We start from the raw sequence: 18528 nt of genomic DNA on the forward strand, positions 1-18528 counted from the left end.
AGATCTCGCCCCGAGGGGTTTCGGAACTCTCACCCACCCACCCATCGAACCAGACCGCCCTCTGGAAAGCGGCCAGCGCCGCCTTCCCCGCCCCAGATAGCCCCGCCAATGCCGGATCCGCCGGCCGCGTCAACGGCTTGAGTTCACCGAAGGGCACCGGGGCGGGCTCCACATCGGACGGCTGTGCCGGCCCGGCCCCACCACGGAGCCCGGAATCGATAGTCCATCCCTCCCGCAACGTGTCGGTGATGATACAGAGATCGCGGACATACTCCATGAATTTCGTGGCACGGCTCTCCTTCGTAGCGCCATCCGCCCGCTCGACCCATCCCGCTTCATAAGCCACCAAACGGCTCAACGCCACGAAAAGCCTGTATTCCTCATCGCCCAGCCTGTTTCCCTCACTGCTGAGCCTGTTGGCCCGGGCGAGGAGATTCCGCGCACGCTGCGCGCCCACCGCGTCCGCCGGCGGCATCCCCGACGGAAACGGAACATTGTCCGCCTCCTCCAAGACCTCCGGCAGCGACCCCAACTCCCCCATCTGGCCCCGCGCCACCAGCCCGCCCGCAGAATCGCCCCGCCCGCCCTCCGACGCATGATCCCGCAGATTGCCCGCGCCTTCAGAACCCGATCCCAACCCCGACGCCGGCAACGACGCCGGCAACGGGGGCGCCGTTTCGATCGCATCCGGATCCTGATCCGGCTCCGGCTGCCTCGTAGGACTGGAAGCGATGCGGCCGGGTGTGGGACCGCCGAAACCGCCAGGATCCGCCCGTTCCGGGCCCGCACCACCACGTTCGCCGCCAACGGAAACGGAAGCGGCCTCGCCCGCCCCCTCACCAGGCGTGGCCAGACGGAGGCGTTTCACACCACCAGCGGGATCAGCAGGGTCAGCCGAATCAGCGGAGGTGTGTCGCTTCCGCTTGCCGGTCGCTTCTTTTGCCCGGGACGCCAGGTCGTCCCAGGTCTTCTCGGCCTCCCGCATCGCAGGCAAACTGTCCGCGACGGTCTGCAGATCCGTTGTGGTCCAGGCTCCCTTCCGTAGCATGCGTTTCGCAGCTTCGAGGTTGGATGCGTGCTCACCGCCCGGATCGAATCCCGGCCGCATCACCGTCAGATGCCGCTCCATCCGGCCCGCCAACTTGGCCAGCTCCGCAATCCCCGCCAGCTCCGCAATCCCGGCCAGGTTACGGTCCAACCGCACGGACTCGGACTCCGGCGCATCAAGCGACTCCGCCACCCGCGGCAACCGGCCATCCAGCCACGCCACCAGCTCCGGCCCACCCCATCCGCCATGCTCAGCCCACCAAGCCAAGGCATCGCCCGCGCCCGCCACCACCTCCGACGACAACGACTCGGGATCGATCTTTCTGTCATCACCCTGGACCGCGTCCACGAAATAATGCGCCGGCCCACCTTCAAAGAAGTCACCAGAGGCCAGGAACGCAGTCGCGTCGTCGCCCTTCACATACACGGCCCGCGGAGCATCCTGCGGGGTCGCCGACGGTGCATCCTGCGAAGTCGCCGGCGGCACCCTCAACACAAGGAAATGAACATCGGGCCCCGAGTTCGCCCGGTGCTTCATGAACCCCCGCACCGCATCACGGCCACCGGTCAGCCGAAGCTGCGGGACAACACCCCCCGTGGCCTCCTGGAACCGCTCACTCGCCGCACCTCCCACCACCCGCCGCAACACCCCAGAATGCAGCAAACCCTTCGCCGCGCGGACATGGTCGTCGATCTGCTCCAGCAACCGCGTAGCCGCCGTCTCAGAACCCGGGGCGGGAATCACAATGCCCGAGCCCGCCACCATGGCCCTCGCGTACGCATTGCCCAGCAGCACCTGAACAACGATGTAATTGACCGAAGCCCTCACCAACGGCTCCCCGAGTCCATCGAGCTCTCGCGATGGGGGCACCAGCAGAAACCAACTTTCGGCGCTCACCTTCTCCCACTGTTTCAATGCGCCGGAAGGGAACTCATCCCCCTTCGTGGCATCGGCCCACGCGAGACGACGCTCAGCCTCCCGAATCCCGCTCTCGCTCCACACCACCCGCCTCAACGGCTGAGGCCACTGCATGAGCCCATCCCGGATAGCCCGCAGAGCACCCTGGCGCAGCTTCCCGGCTAGCCCCGCGGAGGGCTCGCCAGCGTCCGTCAGCCACCCCCATACAAGGGGCTCGGACACCTGGGCGGTCGCCTCTATTGCTCTGCCCGGACCGAGGTAGCGCACCAGCTCCGAACCCGGAAGCCGGGCAGCCTCGCGCATCAGCCGCTGTTGGAACGGGAAGGGCTGTTGCCTGCCGTCCAGCCACTGCTGAGCTGTGGACTCGTCAACTCCGGCCACCAAGGCCGCGCGGGCCGTGCCGAGGTGGCGCACCACTTCCTCATCCGGGACTCCGGCGGGAACAGCAGCTCCGGCGACGTCGTCCACCACCCCGGGAAGAGTCCAATCCCACTCCAGCGTGGTCGGCAAACCGAAAACCCTGTCCGCGGCGGTAGCTGCCCTCTCCGGCTGCCCGTGCGCGAACAACCGCACACGCCTCAGGCGGGTCAGCTCCCGCAATCGGTCCTCCACCGCGACCGCGCCTTCCGGCCCGCCGAACGCCGCGAGAATCGTATCCAGCACGATCCCGCGCATCACCGCACGATCGCTGGGACGGCCACGACGCCACTCGCGCACGTCTCCCGCAGCGCCGACCGCCAGGGCAATGTCCCAGAAGTCGCCGAGGAAGCGCTTGAGGTAGCCAAGCTCATCACCGTCCAGGGCGTGCGCCAGCTCGTGCAACACGTTCAGCTCCCGCGGACTGGGCCGCCTGCCCAGCTCACCGGCACGCTGCCGTGCCGGACCACCGCGGCTCGGCACTTCCGCCTGGATGTCGGGCTTGCTCGCGGCGAGCACCACCTGGTCCAGGCCACCGGGTCCGGCCACCTCTTGCCGCAGTTCGGCGCGGTACTCGGCCGCGGTGCGGGGGGCATCCGGTTGGGCATGCCCTTCCTCGCCCCAGCTCTCCAGCCGACGGCGGCGATCGGCCAGGCGCACCATGAACTGCCCCAGAACCTGCAACCGCTCCTCGGTCCGCTCACCGGGCGGCAGCAGGTCTTCGACCAGATTCTTGACCTCCTCCCGCCCGCCATAGGTGCTGACCACCGACCCGATGATCGCCCGGCGCAACGCCTCCGCATGCCACTCTTCGGGCAGGTGCGACCACATCCGCCACACCCACGCCGTGGTCTCATCCACCCCCAACGCCTGAGCCAGATACAGGTCCCGGTACACCCCCGGGTTGACCATACTCATCAACCCCGCCGGCCCCTTATCGTTCAGGGCCGCGAACAACCCCTCCCATTCGACCTCACGGCCACGACGCAACAACCCCTGATCCGCCGGCCCGTACTCCACCCTGACACCAGCCGGATCCACCACATGCACGAAGAACTCCACCGACTCCCCGATGTTCTCCAACGAGGTACCCAGCGGCAATTCCCTGTTCGGATCCAGATCCGCCGGCACCACCGGCAACACCTCCGGCGCCCCCTGGGTCAGCGGGTCCCACAGGTCGTCGGGCCGCTTGGCACTATTCGGCCTCGCCCCTGGCGCGTCCTCCCCCATCACATACCAGGCGTCGATGCGCTTCTCGACCAACTCCCGACCGTCCACATCCGACAACAACTTGCGGGCTCTCCACGTCGTCGTCCGCTTCTTCACCACCACCGCACGGTCCACAACACCCCACAAGTCCAGCATCTGCAGGAACGCCAGGACATGGTGACCATCAACCTCGGCGTGACCATCCACCCCAGCCAGCCTCGGCCGCGCGACCACTCCCGTCGCCGCCACGAAAGCGTCCAGCGCCGCCTGCCCATCCTCGGACACCCCCGCCAAATCCTCCGCGCCCGGCACCACACGCCGGCCATCCACCACATCCGGCAGCGACCCCCGCGACCCATCCCACCCGTACTCCGCGTCGCCGCCACGCGGCTCAGACCCCCCATCCACCGAAGGCGTCAGCGGCGTCAGCGGCTTCAGCTCACCGAAGGGCACCGGGGCGGGCTCCACACTGGACAGCCGTGCCGGCCCGGCCCCGGCCTGGATGACCGGCTCGCTGCGCCGCGTACGCAGCAAGTCCGCCAGCGCCCCGGAAAACTCCACCACCTCGGCCCGGTGCTCCGGGCCAAGGTCGTGGTACCTGGCCGCGACCAGCGCCACCACACCCTCCAGCGGCACGACAGCAACCCCACGAGCCAACACCGCGACGTCATGCGTGCCCTGCACAATCTGCCTGGCTTTCTCCTTTTCCTTGCTGGACAACTCCAGCTGCTTCGCCTCGGCGATCGCGCGGCGCAGTTCCGACGGCGTCCACTGCCCCACCGGTATCCGACTGGTATCCCGTACCGTGCCCGCCCCGGCATCGGACGTGACCGCCGCGGGCTGTCCCTCCCCAACCACCGACCTCTGCTGGGCAGCCGGTGCCTCACCCCGGGCCACCGGCTCCCCACCGGAGGCCGGGACCGTTGCCGAGGCGTCCGCCAAGCCGGCCACGCCCCCACTCCGCCCGGCGGCGAGCACCGCGGCACCAGGCCCAGCCAGCAGCTTGGGACGAGAACCATCCGCGGGGAATACCGTTAACTGCGGCTCGCGCCCGGCCTGTCCCGGCGTCATCGCGACAACGTTGCGGCCCAGATACTGCGCCAGTGCCGACCCTTGACCCGATGGCACCACCACACCCGCGTCCGGATCGCTGTCGGACACCAGCAGCACAGGCCCGCCCGTGGAACCCGCGACACCCTGCACGAACTCCGCCAACCCGTCACCAGCAACCACATTCGCGGACACCGGCACCCGCACCGTGTCCGCCGGCAAGCCCGCCGGCAACACCGCCAGTGGATCCCGATGCAGAGACGGCGCCGCCTGCGACCCCTCCCCCGGCAGCGTCACCGAATCCGGCGACACCACCGCCTCATCCTCGCGATGCGAATCCCCACGCCCCGCAACCGAGTCCGCACCGGGATCCCCATCGCGGCCGGTCACCCCACCCGACGACCCCGGATGCCCCCCGGACACACCACTGCCGGAATCCGCAGCAGACCCGGACCCGACAGTCTCCGACCCCGGATGCCCCACAGGCACACCACCGCCGGAGCCCACGACAGACCCGGACCCGACAGTCCCCGGACGCGCGGCATCCGCAGGCACACCACCGGGGCCCACGACAGACCCGGGCCTGACAGTCTGCGGGCGCGGGGGATCCGCGGGCACATCAGAAGCATGTGGGGTCACCGTCGGGGAGTCCGGTGTCTTCGAGGCAGACACCTCCAGCGGCCGCTTCCCAGGCACGGCCTGATCGCCACCGGGACCCGGACTGTACGGCGGCGGCGGTGTGCCCGGCCGGTCCGGACCAACACCCGACACCCCACCGGAATATGCCGGTGGCGGTGTGCCCGGCCGGTGCTGCCCGGCACCCGGCCCCACCGGAACATCACCGGCCGCGTCCCTGCCCGGCACACCGCCATCGGCACCCCGCTTACCGTCCGTACCGTCCTTACCGTCCTTACCGTCCTTACCGTCCGTGCCGTCCTTACCGTCTGTGCCGCCCACAACAACGGCAGACACCACAGCGGAACCGGGCACCACCAGGCCATCACCAGAAGACACCGACACCGCAGCCGAATCCACCGACCCGGTATCCGAGAACACAGAGTCCACATCAGACACACTCGAGGAATCCGAGCCGGCCCCGGAATCCGAGCCCGCCCAGCCATCCCATCGCGAACCATCCGGTCGCGAGGCATCCGAGGCATCCGATTGCGAGGTATCGTAGGCATCGGATGGGATGAACGTGCTGTTTTTGTCTGGGGAGCCAGGGATGTCCCCTGTCTGCGACCCGGACCCTGCCCCCGGCAGCGGGGTCTTCTCCCCACCGGACCCGCCACCATCGTCGCTGCCATCCCCACCCCCGCCGGTGCCCTCGAGGTACGGGCTCGGGCCTTCCGGGTGCAGCTTGCCCCGCAACGCCAAACCCGCCAGATTGCCCACACCGCTGAACACCGTCTCGAAGAAACCCGCCGTCAAACTAAACGGGTTCCAGGTCACCTTCTGGCCCGTGGCCGCCGCATACAACGCTTCCCCGAACAACTCCGACAACGAGCCCGCCACCGCCTCCCCGAGCCCGCTGCCGAACCGCGCCAACCACATCGCCTGAAACGACATCCCCGCATAATTGTCCAGGCTCTTGCCCACCGCGTCCGCGAACTTCGCCATCGCCGATACCGGATACAACTCCGCGTGCTCGGCCACCGCTTTCTTCACCGCCGCCTCCAGAATCGCCGCGTCCACGTCATCGCCCAGGCCCTTCACCAGCACCTTCGTCAACGTGTTGCTGACCAGACCGCCCACCGCCGACATCGGCAGCGCCACCAACGCCGAGAACGCCCCCATCCCCGCCGCCTGCTCGGTCAGCGTCCTATCCCACTTCTCAGCCGATTCCTCACCCCACATCTGCAGCTGGGCCTGCACGTCCGGCAGCACGTTGAACACCACACCACCAGCCGCCATCATCGCCAACCGCATGAACAACTGCCTCCACCAGCTCGTCAACAAAAACCGCATCACCGCCATCCGCGCCGCCAGCCACGCCAGCGTCGCGCCAGCGGTCGCCCCCGCAAACTGCATCGCCCACGACATCTCCACCGCCAGCAATTCCAGGCTATAAATCGTCACCAGCTTCAGATACCGCACCTGCTGCGACGTCTTCCGCACGAACACCGCTAAATCCAGTAACCCCGCCTGGCCCGAGGACAACAACCCATCAAAAATCCCCAACCCGTCCGCGAACCGGTCCGCCGCTTTCCCCGAAAACTCCGTCCGCACCTTCCCCACCAACTCCGCCACCAACGCCCGCACCTCACCCAGCTCCGCCGCACCCGACTCCAACGCATCCGCCACCGCGAACAACACACCCTCATCCGCATCCGTCATATCCTCACCCGTCAACACCTGAAAAAGCCGCCTCACCCCCTCCGGCACCATGATCGACGAAAACATCACACCCACCCAACCCTCAAACCAGCGACTAGAAATGCCCCGGAGCGGTCAGCGATGCAGACGCTGGCCGATCCACCAGGTCTCAGGACAGCCGAGACGGCGCGCAGATGGGTTCGCCACAGCGAGACCGACACCGCGGCGCGTGCGGGTGTAGCGTCCGAAAAGTCAGCGGAGTCGCAACGGCTACGCCAGGAGAATACGGAACTCAAGCGCGACAACGCGATTCTCAAGCGCGACAACGCGATTCTCACGGCGGCGTCGGTTTTCTTCGCCGTCGAGACCGACCGGCCACATCGCTGATCACGGAGTTCATTGCAGAACACCACGACCTCCGCAATACGCGCCTGCGGGGGCGCGTCGAGTCGACCCGTGCCGCGCTCCTGAACTTGGTGCGAAAGCCCGACGCCCCGCACAGCTGTCCCACAAGTAAAGGTCTCCAGCCCCACCTGGGCGATTCGCCCTGAGCGAGGTTGGCGAATCCAGTCGAGAAACCTGTCCGTGACATCAGGAAGCGGATGTGGGGCTGCCAGCAGAAACCAACGTTTCTGACCAAGCATCGCCCCTCACCACTTCTCGTCATGCGCGCATTCAACGTCGCACACGCAACATCGGAAGGATGTTGCCAGACAACACGGCACTCCACCACGAAAGACCGACAATTGTGCCCCTTTAACCCGGGCGACAGAAGAAAAGAGGCATCGGCCTCGCTCCGACACCGAGCTTGTTCGTGACCTCCATTGCGACCGGTACAGGGTGCCGTTGCCGCAGGTCGGGTGTCGTGAGTGCAAAAACGGGCTCCAGCCCGTTTTCGCACTCACGACTGGTGACCAGGCACGATGGCTCTACACGTGCAGGCCGGTGATCTACACAGTTCGGTCCGCCCCAGGTACCCACCGCAGGCCGTGACCTACGGCCCCATCGAGAATTGCCCGCCCACCACACTGGTCATCGCCTGGCCTTCTCCCGCAGCCGCGGCGTGGCCGCACTAGTGATCGTGACCGACCGGGACGGCTTGATCCTCTGGCGCGAGGGCAATGCCCGAGGTCGCCCGGCGCGCCGACCGGGTGCGGCTGGCAGAAGGAACCCGCTGGTCGGAGGGCGCCATCGGCACCAACGCGATGGGCACCACGCTCGCCGTCGGCAAACCGGTGCAGATCTACGTCGCCGAGCACCTGGTTCGCACCTATCACAACTGGACGTGCGCGGCCAGTCCTAATTCCGCGACCCGGATATGGGTGAGATCCTCGGCTCGGTGGACATCAGCGGACCGCTGCGCACCGTTCACCCGGCGATGGTCGCCCTGGTCACTGCCGCCGCGGCAACAGCAACACGATGCGGCAACTGTTGCCGGGCGCTATGGAGGGTGAGACGAAGATGACGTGGACCGAAACCAGCCGCACGACCACGGAGGCGAAGCGAGACGTCCACCGACGCGTGATCCTCATCGGACCTCCTGGGGCGGGCAAGGGAACCCAAGCGCACACCCTGGCAACCCAACTCGGCGTTGCCCACATCTCCACCGGAGACCTCTTCCGCCGCCACGTCGGTAGCCGAACCGTTCTCGGCGATCGGCTCAAACGTTCATGGTCCGGGGGCGAGCTGGTTGCCGACAAGATCACGCTGGAGACGGTGCGCGATTGTCTCACGGAAGGCAACGCCGCCGGCGACTTCCTGCTCGACGGCTTCCCCTGCACCGTCGAGCAGGCCATGTTCCTGCAACAGCTCCTCCGGCAATCGAGAACCGACATCAGGCGGTCCTGGAAATGCACGTCGGCGAGGACGAAATCGTGCGTCACCTCGGTCGGCGAACGTGCCGGGAATGCGGTCGCAGTTAGCACGTCGAGTTCAATCCGCCCCACGTGGAAGGCTCGTGCGATGCGTGCGGCAGCGCGTTGGCCCGCGATCAGCGCTGTCGGCACAGCAGACCATAGTGGACACTCCTGACCTGAAACCTGCAACGAGAGTGCAACGCAGTAGGCGGCGGGGCGACAACGAAGCCTCACCGCGAACTCCCGGCCTCGCCTGCTGCCGGGCATCAGTGGCGGGACTGACCATCGCACGATGCCCTTGTTCACCCCAGACGGAGGGCCATACGTACATGAATCGTGGCGGGGACAAACACGTATGCCTACCATGTGACCCATGCCACATTCCTTTCCGTTCGCGTCGGGGAGAGCTGCGAATGCGGCGGATGGTGTCGGAAAACCTGGCCATACGCCTTCTCGAGGTGCTACCGCGCCCATTCGCGCTTCCCGGCCGGCGAATACATCCCGGTGCTGAAAAGGAGCCACCGCAATGGATCTTTCTACCGCTACCCTTCTCACAGCAGGCCAACGGCAGCCCGTGGACAGCGACCACGAGCCGGTCGAGCTAGCCTCACCCGCCTGCCTCAAGCAAACAGAGGCTCCGGCCGTCGCCAAGTTCGATGAGAGCCACATTGTCCGTGGCTACGACTGACTGACCCGGCTACGGCATGGTCTATAACGGTCTATAACGAGTCGAGGCAAATGGTTCTTGCTACGCAGTCGTGTTCGCACGTGACAACTCGACCGTTGACTGCTCCCCCGCGCGAAGGCGGGAATTGTTCGTCCCCCGTCTCCTGGCGTAGTGGGGATTTCTGGCTCAGGCAGCCTCCCGAGGCAGCGCCTCGGGAGGTCTTCCGCCCTCGACACCAGCCGGGAACAGCCCAGCCCGGCCCAGCATCACACGCGCGGAGTTCTTGTCTCTGGGACAGACGTGTCCGCACGCGGTCGGGTCGCCCCGACAGCGGCAGCGCGTGCTTGGTTCTCGCCCCGCACTGCCCGCAGTCCATCGTCGTGTGCTTCGGATCGACAAGCACCACCAGGCGGCCGTGCTTGCGCTTCATCATGATCAGTTCGTTCTGCGTGGCCGAGATCGCGGCATCAGCCGCTTTCCTGGCCATCGTGGCCTTCGCGAGAAACCTCGGGCGGAAGTCCTCGACCGCGATCGCATCGTGATCGGTCACCACACGCAAGGCCCAGGTACGGGCTGTGTCCTGACGCTGGCGGGCGACCTTCGCGTGCGCTGCATGCGTCGGAACGCAGTGGTGGACGTATAGCTCTTGGCCGGACCGGCGACCGTCCACACCTGCCACCAGACATCCGGGCCGTGGATGACGAACTCGCCCAGGTAACGATCATCGCGGCAGGGATGGCGGACCGACCACCGGCCGTCGCGCAGATCGAGATCGTGGAAGAAGCCGCCGTGGTGGAAATGCACGTCGGCCAGCCCCGGGCCCCGCACCCGGAAACGAAGGACCCGTGTCGCCGGTCCCCGGTGCTCCCCCATGACCAGCGTTCCACGCTCCTGGTAGACGAGCGCGTCGTCGTCAGGGGTGAAATCCGCAACGCCGGTGAACACCGCCAGACCCGCACCGGCGGAATCGACGATCTTCCGGTCCAGCTCCCACCGTCCGGCGAAGTAAGCGACGAGGTCGATGACCCGGAAGTCGGTTGCGGTGCGCACGGAGTCCACCTGTGCATTCTGCCGCACCAAGCGCCGAGATCGGGCTCTATCCACCGAATCCGGTCAAGGTGACAGCGCCGTCGTCACCCGGGTGGGGCGCAATTTCGCGAGAAATTGACGTTCACCCGGGTGAACGCAGGGCTGCCGCACTCCCGGCCGAGATCGGCAGGAGCAGCGGGCGACCGTCGTCGCTCTGGCGCGCCTGGTCACCGTCGTCCGCTACCACCCCTTGACGCCGAGACCCGCACGCAGGTCCGTGGCGGTTTCATCGTGTTGTGTGGCCGGTGCGTGGCGTTGTCGTGGGTCCACGCAGGAGCCAAGAACTGACACGAACAATGGAGCTGCCAGGAATTTGACTACCGGCTTTGACCATCCAGCGGTAGACCTATGTGACAATTGGTTGAATATGGCTCAATCGTGCTCGGCGGGACTTCGGTCATTCCGCTGATCGTTCAGGAGCACTCTGCTCAACACATCATCGACGCTCAGCCACCGGTGTTCATCGCCGGATGCAATGACGGCATAGGTGTCGTTCAAGAATCGTGCCAGCACATCAGCCCTCGTTTCGAAGACGCCCTGTACCGACGGGGCGGTCAGCGCGATCACCACGAGCTCAGGGTTGTCGGGTCGAGGGCTGATGCGGACGTTGCCTTCCCCGCTGCGGCTTACCAGCCCGGCGGAGAGGAGGTCGCGGGCGATCATCCAGTGAGCTCGGCTGTTCCGGCCGGGATTGAAGATCATGCCCACCGCGTACGGATCGCGCGTGTCGTACCGCAGTTCAAGTTGGATCGGCGCGCTCGCCGATGGTGGGGTCGCCAGGTCGAAGATCGTGCCGAAGCGGATGATCAGCCTGTGGTTCCTAACCATCAGATGCACTCCTGAAGCATCGAATCCCCATCAAAAGCAGCATGGTGGTTTCCCGCAACCACGTCTGCTTCGCCGCCTCCTCAGCTTCACGCGCACTACCAGGCACCGCGCTCGGCAAGACCGGCGAACCAACAGGACAACAATATTTCCCGGCTTCCGGTCACGACGACACTCGCGCTCCACAGGGGAGTCCCGGGCAGCGAGCATGCCCGGATGAACATCCTCGATTCCCCGAAGCATCCCCGCTCTTCTGGACAGCCGAAAACGCAGAGTTCAACGAGAAGCACTCCCCGCAATCTGATATAGGCCCACAATGGCTAACTTCCGAGCCCAGTGCGGCCGAAGCCAACGGCAGGAGGAATAGCAGCGATACCCGACAGGGTCGGCAAAGAAGCCGTGAGAATCCGGGCCGCCGAAGGTAATCGGGTCCCATCGGTCCCGTCGACCGTTCGCGGTGTTTATCCGGCTACTCGATGAGCTTGCAAACGACCACCGGGCGCAGCGAGCTCAACGCAGCCTTACAGAATGAATCCCCGACGACGGGAACTGCGTATGATCACCAAGGGCGGCGGCACCTCAGTGCTTTACTGCCGTTGTGGCGCTGGCCTGGTAGCTCGGTGACGGGCCGCGGTGCCCGATGCCGCACTTCATCGAAAGTGCCTGCGCCAGGCGGTAGCCCATCCGGCCGGTGACGCCGCTCATCGGGATGCGGTAGGTGCGATCGGTCATGGTCGCGGTCTTCCTGTCTTCAAGGTCTTCGACGATGTGGTGCTGGAGCGTCGTTGCCGAGGTAGGGCTCGCCGAGCTACGGGTCGGCGAAGAGGTCGGATGCCGGGCCCGAGATGTGCCCGGCCAGGTGTGGATCACGACCGCCTACCTCCTCGCGACCACGATCGTCATGCCGGTCTACGGCAAGTTCGGCGACGTCCTCGGCCGGCGCCGGCTGTTCCTCGTCGCGATCGCGCTGTTCACGCTCGCCTCGGTGGGCTGCGCGTTCGCCACCGACTTCTGGGCGTTCGTGGTGTTCCGGGCCATGCAGGGCCTGGGCGGCGGCGGGCTCGTGATCCTTTCGCAGGCGATCATCGCCGACATCGTCCCGGCCAACGAGCGCGGCAAGTACCTCGGCCCGCTCGGCGGCATCGAGACGTGGGCCTGGGGCTTGGGCCTGCTCGCGGCGGCGGTCGCGTTCGTCATCACCGAGGCGCGCGCCGCAGACCCGGTCATCCCGCTGAGCCTGTTCCGCAACCCGATCTTCGTGAACGCCACCGCGATCGGCCTCGCGCTGGGCCTCGGCATGTTCGCCGCCATCGGGTTCGTGCCGACGTTCCTGCAGATGTCGTCGGGGACTTCGGCGGCCGCCTCCGGGCTGCTGCTCCTGCCGATGATGGTGGGCCTCATCGGCACGTCGATCGCCTCGGGCGCCGCGATCACCAGGACTGGCCGGTACCGGATCTTCCCGATCCTCGGCACGATCATCACCGCCGCCGCCATGGTCATGCTGACGACGCTCGCCGCCGGCACCCCGATCTGGCTGATCTGCGTCTACCTGTTCGTCTTCGGCGCCGGCCTCGGGCTCATCATGCAGGTGGTGGTGCTGGTCGTGCAGAACGCGGTCCCCGCCGACATGATCGGCACCGCGACCAGCACCAACAACTACTTCCGCGAGGTCGGTGCCGCGCTCGGCACCGCGGTGTTCGGCACGATCTTCACCACTCGCCTCACCGAGAATCTCACCGGCGTCTTCACCGCGTCCGGCGCCTCGGCGTCGGACGCCTCGACCGCCACCGCGACGCTCGATCCCCAGAAGCTGAGCCAGCGTCCCGCACCGGTGCGCGACGGCGTGGTCACGGCCTACGCCGATGCCCTCGCGCCCGTCTTCTGGTACCTCCTGCCGTTCATCGGCATCGCCTTCGCCCTCGCCCTGGTCCTCAAGCAGATCCCGCTCTCGGACGTCGCCGGGCTCGTCGCCTGCGGCGAAGCGATCGGCGGCGAGGAGGCAGAGCGGCTGGAGGCCGAGTTACGGAAGGCGCCGGCGGCCGACTCGGCAGGCGGCGCCGCGAAACCCGAACCACCAGGGGAGAGCGCGAGCACGAGGAAACGGTCGGCTGATCCGCCTGCCGAGCCCCCGAGGCGGCGTCGGCAGTACTCGCGGGCTGACCGGCATGCCCTCGCGTTCCGCTCGATCCGCGACCTTGAGGCGGTTGGCACGCTGTTCGTCGTTGTCGGCGACAGCCCTGGTGGCGGCGAGAAGCAGACCCGCGACCCGTTGCGGCGCGGCCCGCGGCACCGCCATCGCGACGTAGCGGCGACGGAGCCGCCCATCGAGCATCCGCCCAGGACGACCCGCGGCAGCTCCAACCGGTCCAGCAGGGCCAGGATGTCGGCGGCCGCGACTTTCCGCTACCAATCCCACGCGCCGCCGCGGCGAAGGTCGCCACCTGGCCGTGAGTGATTTTGGGTGCCATAGCACCGAAAACCACTCACGGGCCCTGGCCCTGGCCCTGCACCGCACCGCACATACCCAACGGTCCAATGTGGACACAACTCGGTCTCGAGCAGCACGGCGGATGCACCCCGGCCGGCGTGTTCACCCGCGTCGCCCAGCGTTTACTGGCCATGGCCGCCGGCATCTGGCACAACTGGACCACCGGCGTGACAAGCAAACGATCAAGGATCGCGTTCGATCACTAAACACCAACTTCACGGAATCAATTATCTAGTCCAGGAGGTCCTCGATCGTGATCGGGATGTGGCGGACCCGGATGCCCGTGGCGTGGTAAACGGCGTTGGCGACGGCCGCCGCCATGCCGACCGTGCCGATCTCGCCCAGTCCCTTCGCGCCGACGGCGTTGTGCAGCGTGTCCGGGTACTTGACGAAGTGGACGTCGACATCGGGGATGTCCGCGTTCACCGGGACCAGGTAGCCGGCGAAGTCGGCGTTGGCCAGCCGACCGCTCTCCTCGATCTCCAGGGCCTCGTGCAGCGCGGCCGATACGCCCCAGATCATCCCGCCGATGGCCTGGCTGCGAGCCGCCTTCTCGTTGATGATCCGGCCGCAGTCGAACACGCCGAGCATCCGCGACAGCCGGGTCTCGCGCGTCCACTTGTGCACGCGGACCTCGCAGAACTGGGCGCCGAACGAGCTGAACGAGTGCTTCGTCAGCTCCTCGCCAGGTGCCGAGGAACCGGTCGCGGAGATCGACGAGCGCCCCAGCGCCCGCAGCACCTCACCGAAGGTCATCGCGCGGCCGTCATCGGCCAGCACTCGCCCGTCTTCGTAGGAAAGCTCCGCGCCCTCGAACGGTGCGCCCGGTGACGACGTCAGCGCGAGCAGCGCGTCGATCACCTCGGTGGCGGCGATCATGACGGCCGAACCCGCGCTCGCCGTACCCGTCGACCCGCCGGACATGCCACCGGAGGGCAACGCCGAGTCGCCCAGCTTCGGCGTGATCCGGTCCGCCGGGATGGCCAGCGATTCCGCACCAACGAGGGCGAGCACGGTCAGCAGGCCGGTCCCCGGGTCCGCACCGCTGGTCGCCACCACGGCCGTGTCGTCTTCACGCAGGGTGATCTCGACGGTGGCGGGGAACCGCAGGGCCGGGAACATGGCGGTGGCCACCCCCATGCCCACGAGCCAGTCGCCGTCGGCGCGACCGCGCTGCGGGCGGTTCGCCCAGCCGAACCGCTGCGCGCCGACCTGGAAGCACTCGTCGAGGTGCTTGCTGGACCACTGCAGGTCGTTGCCGGGCGGCGCGAGCGAGTTGTTCCGCAGGCGCAGCTCGATCGGGTCCATGTTCAGCGCGACCGCCAGTTCGTCGATCGCGCTCTCCAACGCGAAGGACCCGGGCGCCTCGCCCGGCGCCCGCATGAACGTGGTCGGCGGGATGTTCAGCGGCACGATCTGCTGGCTGATCGACAGGTTCTGGGTGGCGTACCACTCCCGGGAGGTGCCGTGCGAGGTCGGCTCCACGAAGGACCGGTCCGCCGGCGTGCTGCACCACGAGTCGTGGCGCAGCGCGATCAGCGTGCCGCCGGCATCCGCGCCGAGGGAGATCTTCTGCACCGTCGCGGCGCGGGTAGCCGTCGCGGTGAAGACCTGCTCCCTGGTGAGCGCGGCCTTGACTGGCCGGCCGAGGGCCTTGGCCGCGGCGGCCGCCAGGAACGCCGGTGCGGAGGTGCGGGCCTTGCCGCCGAAAGCCCCGCCCACGAAGGGGTTCAGCGCGCGGACCGACGAGCCCTCCAGGCCCAGCGCGGCGGCCAGTTCGCCCGCCTGCAGGTCGGAGCCCTGGTTTCCGCTGTAGACGGTCAGGCTGCCGGAGTCCCACACCGCGACCGCGGAGTGCGGCTCCATCGCGGCGTGGTTCTGGGTCGCGGTGCGGTAGGTTGCCTCGACGACCACCGGGCTCGCACCCAGAGCGTCCTCAATGGACTCGACGTCGTCCGCGAGGACCGTGATGTCTTCGTTGGACGGTGCGGGTTCGGCCGAAGCCAGGCCGTCCTGCAGCGAGGTCAGCGCAGGCCGGGCGTGGTAGGTGACCTCGATGAGCAGCGCCGCGTCCCGGGCCTGCTCGAAGGTCCCGGCCACCACGAAGCCGATCGGCTGGCCGTAGTAGGTGACCTCCCGGTCCTGCAGCGGAACCCAGGTTTCGCCGAAGACCGGGGAGCTCGGTTTGCGCAGTTCCAGCGGGTCGAACGGCGTGTACACGCCGAGCACGCCGGGAGCGCTCTTCGCGGCCGTGACGTCCATGGCCTCGATCTCGCCGTGCGCGATCGTGCTGAGCACGACGTACCCGTACACCATGCCGGGGAAGTTGTTGTCCGCCCCGTACTTGGCTTGGCCGGTGACTTTCAGCGGGCCGTCCAGCCGACTGGTCACAGGCGGCTCCCTTCGGTCAGTTCGAGCAGTGCGCGGACGACGGTCCGCTTCAGCAAGGACACCTTGAAACCGTTCCCGGGCAACGGCCGAGCACCGTCGGCCGCCACGGACGCCGCATCCTCGAAGGACGCCAGGGTCGCGGGCGCACCGCGCAGGGCCTCCTCGACCGCGGGCAGCCGCCACGGCACGGTCGCCACGCCGCCGGCCGCCACCCGGGCGTCGACGATGCGGGAGTCCTGGACGTCCAGCGCGACCGCGACGGAGCACAGCGCGAATTCGTAGGACTGCCGGTCCCGCACCTTGACGTAGGTGGAACGCGCCGCCCAGTCCAGCCGCGGCACCAGGACCTCACCGATCAGTTCGCCGGGGCGCAGACCGGTTTCCACCTCGGGCGTTTCCCCTGGCAGGCGGTAGAAGTCGGCCAGCTTGACGGTGCGGCTCCCGGTGGCGCTGACCAGCCGGAGCCCCGCATCGAGCGCGACCAGTGCGACCGCCAGGTCGCTGGCGTGCGTCGCCACGCACGAGTCGCTGGTGCCCAGCACCGCGTGCATCCGGTTCGCCCCCGAGATCGCGGGGCAGCCGCTGCCGGGTTCCCGGCGGTTGCAGGGCGTGGCGACGTCGCGGAAGTACGTGCAACGGGTGCGCTGCAGCAGGTTCCCGCCGATGCTGGCCATGTTCCGCAACTGCTGGGAGGCGCTCTGCAGCAGGGCGCGGGAGATCGCCGGGTACACACCGGCGTGCTCGGCGACGTCGGTCATCCGCTCCAACGCGCCGATCCGCAACCCGTCGCTCGTGTCGATGCCACGCAGCGGCAACTCGTTGATGTCCAGGACTTGTTGCGGCGTGAGGACGTTGAGCTTCATCAGGTCGACGAGGGTGGTCCCGCCGGCCAGGAACGTGCCGGGCGAAGCGAGCGCGGCTTCGACGGTCGGCGGTGCCGTGAGTTCAAAGGGACGCATCAGCCTGCCTCGCCTGTTCGACTGCCGCGACGATGTTCGGGTAGGCCGCGCAGCGGCAGATGTTGCCGGACATGAACTCGCGGACGTCCTCGACGCCCTGCTCGACCGCGGCTACGGCCGACATGACCTGCCCGGACGTGCAGAACCCGCACTGCAGGGCGTCCTGGTCTACGAACGCCTGCTGGACCGGGTGCAGCCGATCCCCGTCGGACAGACCCTCCACCGTGGTCACCGGCCGCTTCACGGTGGCGGCCAGGGTGAGGCACGAAAGCACGGGCCTGCCGTCGACGTGCACGGTGCAGGCGCCGCACTGCCCCCGGTCGCAGCCCTTCTTCGGGCCGGTGACGCCGAGGTGTTCCCGCAAGGCGTCCAGCAGCGTCACGCCGGGATCGACGGCCAGCTGTTCCGTCCTGCCATTGATTTCGAGTGAGATGTCCACTGGATCTCTTTCCCGCAGATCGACCGGATGGGACGAGCATGACGGCGAGGGTTGTCGTGGTGGGAACTACGCCGAGTACCATCACTGAACCGGATAATTATCCGTTTCAGGTCCCGGAAACCACGCTAGCGGATTCTTATCCGCACTGCAACGAGAGCGCTCGCCCGAAGGTTGCCCCAGGTCGAGCGCGGTCGGTGCATTACATTCCGGGGAGGACGCGGCAGCCAACCGGGAGGGACGATGACGACGGGCGCGGTAAGTCCCCGACGCGCGGACACCCGGCGCAACCACGAGCGCATCCTCACCGCGGCGGCGAAGTCGCTGGCCGCTTCGGGCGAGATCTCGTTCAACGCCATCGCGAAGCAGGCCGGCGTGGGCGTCGGCACGGTGTACCGGCACTTCCCCGCTCCCGAGGCGCTCATCCTGGCGGTCTACCAGCGCGAATTGCGGCACCTCGTCGACGTCGTGCCGCCCCTGCTCGAGCAGCACTCCCCGCAACAGGCGTTCCAGATCTGGGTCACCGACCACCTGACGCGCTACATGATGACCAAGCGAGGCCTGGCCAGGGCCCTCGGCGCCGCCAGGTCGTCGCACGGCGAACTGCCCGCCAACGCCCACGAGGCGATGGCCGGCGCGGTCGCCATGCTGCTGGAGGCCAACGTCGAGGCCGGAACCGTCCGCGCCGACCTGGATCCGGAAACGGTCCTGCGCGGGCTGGGCGGCCTGTTCTACCTCGATCCGAACGGCGACTGGCAGGGCCCGACCGCCAGGCTCATCGACCTGCTGTGGCGAGGTATGCGCACGGGCGAAGGCCACCCGGGAAGCTGACCGCGGGCGCCCTCTCACCTCCCGGACG

The 18528-nt window shown here is 67.7% G+C and carries 10 protein-coding genes and 4 pseudogenes (1 of these 14 cut by a window edge); 6 read left to right on the plus strand and 8 right to left on the minus strand.

What is annotated here, in order from left to right:
- Positions 1-7045 carry the 5' portion of a WXG100-like domain-containing protein gene (locus tag ACRXBZ_RS05730; RefSeq protein WP_433878132.1) on the minus strand. Its footprint begins 35696 nt before the window's first position, so only the first 7045 of its 42741 coding nucleotides appear in the window; its start codon is at positions 7043-7045; its stop codon lies off the left edge, out of view.
- Between the two features lie 54 nt (positions 7046-7099).
- Here ACRXBZ_RS05730 and ACRXBZ_RS05735 point away from each other — a divergent pair, with 54 nt between their 5' ends.
- The 3 genes and pseudogenes from ACRXBZ_RS05735 to ACRXBZ_RS05745 all read left to right on the plus strand — a co-directional run bounded on the left by ACRXBZ_RS05735 (position 7100) and on the right by ACRXBZ_RS05745 (position 8989).
- Positions 7100-7345, plus strand: a complete 246-nt coding sequence (locus tag ACRXBZ_RS05735) for a hypothetical protein (protein ID WP_433878133.1) — start codon at positions 7100-7102, stop codon at positions 7343-7345.
- 685 nt (positions 7346-8030) lie between these two features.
- Positions 8031-8372 (plus strand): annotated as a pseudogene (locus tag ACRXBZ_RS05740) (GAF domain-containing protein); the annotation flags it as partial.
- A gap of 47 nt (positions 8373-8419) precedes the next feature.
- Positions 8420-8989 carry an adenylate kinase family protein gene (locus tag ACRXBZ_RS05745; RefSeq protein ID WP_433878134.1) on the plus strand — a complete coding sequence of 190 codons (570 nt, stop codon included), beginning with the start codon at positions 8420-8422 and terminating at the stop codon, positions 8987-8989.
- 1038 nt (positions 8990-10027) lie between these two features.
- On the opposite strand, the gene ACRXBZ_RS05750 is transcribed toward ACRXBZ_RS05745, so the two are convergent.
- The 3 genes from ACRXBZ_RS05750 to ACRXBZ_RS05760 form a co-directional block, all read right to left on the minus strand.
- Positions 10028-10531: a DUF6314 family protein gene (locus tag ACRXBZ_RS05750; RefSeq protein ID WP_433878135.1), complete on the minus strand. Its 504-nt coding sequence runs from the start codon at positions 10529-10531 to the stop codon at positions 10028-10030.
- Between the two features lie 411 nt (positions 10532-10942).
- A complete protein-coding gene (locus ACRXBZ_RS05755) occupies positions 10943-11398 on the minus strand; it encodes an SsgA family sporulation/cell division regulator (protein ID WP_433878136.1) in 456 nt (151 codons plus the stop codon).
- Positions 11399-11974: 576 nt separating this feature from the next.
- Positions 11975-12127 carry a hypothetical protein gene (locus ACRXBZ_RS05760; protein WP_433878137.1) on the minus strand — a complete coding sequence of 51 codons (153 nt, stop codon included), beginning with the start codon at positions 12125-12127 and terminating at the stop codon, positions 11975-11977.
- A gap of 169 nt (positions 12128-12296) precedes the next feature.
- On the opposite strand from ACRXBZ_RS05760, the pseudogene ACRXBZ_RS05765 reads away from it, so the two are divergent.
- A pseudogene (locus ACRXBZ_RS05765) lies at positions 12297-13025 on the plus strand (MFS transporter); the annotation flags it as partial.
- Between the two features lie 537 nt (positions 13026-13562).
- Here the strand turns inward: ACRXBZ_RS05765 and ACRXBZ_RS05770 are convergent.
- A pseudogene (locus ACRXBZ_RS05770) lies at positions 13563-13789 on the minus strand (alpha/beta fold hydrolase); the annotation flags it as partial.
- A gap of 150 nt (positions 13790-13939) precedes the next feature.
- Between ACRXBZ_RS05770 and ACRXBZ_RS05775 the strand changes: the two are divergent.
- A pseudogene (locus ACRXBZ_RS05775) lies at positions 13940-14089 on the plus strand (IS982 family transposase); the annotation flags it as partial.
- A 25-nt stretch (positions 14090-14114) separates the two neighbouring features.
- Here ACRXBZ_RS05775 and ACRXBZ_RS05780 read toward each other — a convergent pair.
- The 3 genes from ACRXBZ_RS05780 to ACRXBZ_RS05790 are packed head-to-tail and all read right to left on the minus strand — an operon-like array spanning position 14115 to position 17672.
- Positions 14115-16274: a xanthine dehydrogenase family protein molybdopterin-binding subunit gene (locus ACRXBZ_RS05780; RefSeq protein WP_433878138.1), complete on the minus strand. Its 2160-nt coding sequence runs from the start codon at positions 16272-16274 to the stop codon at positions 14115-14117.
- Positions 16271-17233, minus strand: coding sequence for an FAD binding domain-containing protein (locus ACRXBZ_RS05785; RefSeq protein ID WP_433878139.1), 963 nt, complete (start codon positions 17231-17233; stop codon positions 16271-16273). Before ACRXBZ_RS05785 ends, ACRXBZ_RS05780 begins: the two co-directional genes overlap by 4 nt.
- Positions 17220-17672: a (2Fe-2S)-binding protein gene (locus ACRXBZ_RS05790; RefSeq protein WP_433878140.1), complete on the minus strand. Its 453-nt coding sequence runs from the start codon at positions 17670-17672 to the stop codon at positions 17220-17222. The genes ACRXBZ_RS05785 and ACRXBZ_RS05790 overlap by 14 nt, the downstream gene beginning before the upstream one ends.
- Positions 17673-17912: 240 nt before the next feature.
- On the opposite strand from ACRXBZ_RS05790, the gene ACRXBZ_RS05795 reads away from it, so the two are divergent.
- Positions 17913-18500 carry a TetR/AcrR family transcriptional regulator gene (locus tag ACRXBZ_RS05795; protein WP_433878141.1) on the plus strand — a complete coding sequence of 196 codons (588 nt, stop codon included), beginning with the start codon at positions 17913-17915 and terminating at the stop codon, positions 18498-18500.
- Positions 18501-18528: the final 28 nt, after the last annotated feature.

The sequence above is a fragment of the Saccharopolyspora hattusasensis genome (genome assembly GCF_050972075.1).
Lineage (GTDB): Bacteria > Actinomycetota > Actinomycetes > Mycobacteriales > Pseudonocardiaceae > Saccharopolyspora > Saccharopolyspora hattusasensis.

Coding starts and splice junctions, on each gene's coding strand:
- ACRXBZ_RS05735 (WP_433878133.1), top strand. CDS start 7,100: ATGCAGACGCTGGCCGATCCACCAGGTCTCAGGACAGCCGAGACGGCG.
- ACRXBZ_RS05745 (WP_433878134.1), top strand. CDS start 8,420: ATGACGTGGACCGAAACCAGCCGCACGACCACGGAGGCGAAGCGAGAC.
- ACRXBZ_RS05755 (WP_433878136.1), bottom strand. CDS start 11,398: ATGGTTAGGAACCACAGGCTGATCATCCGCTTCGGCACGATCTTCGAC.
- ACRXBZ_RS05760 (WP_433878137.1), bottom strand. CDS start 12,127: ATGACCGATCGCACCTACCGCATCCCGATGAGCGGCGTCACCGGCCGG.
- ACRXBZ_RS05785 (WP_433878139.1), bottom strand. CDS start 17,233: ATGCGTCCCTTTGAACTCACGGCACCGCCGACCGTCGAAGCCGCGCTC.
- ACRXBZ_RS05795 (WP_433878141.1), top strand. CDS start 17,913: ATGACGACGGGCGCGGTAAGTCCCCGACGCGCGGACACCCGGCGCAAC.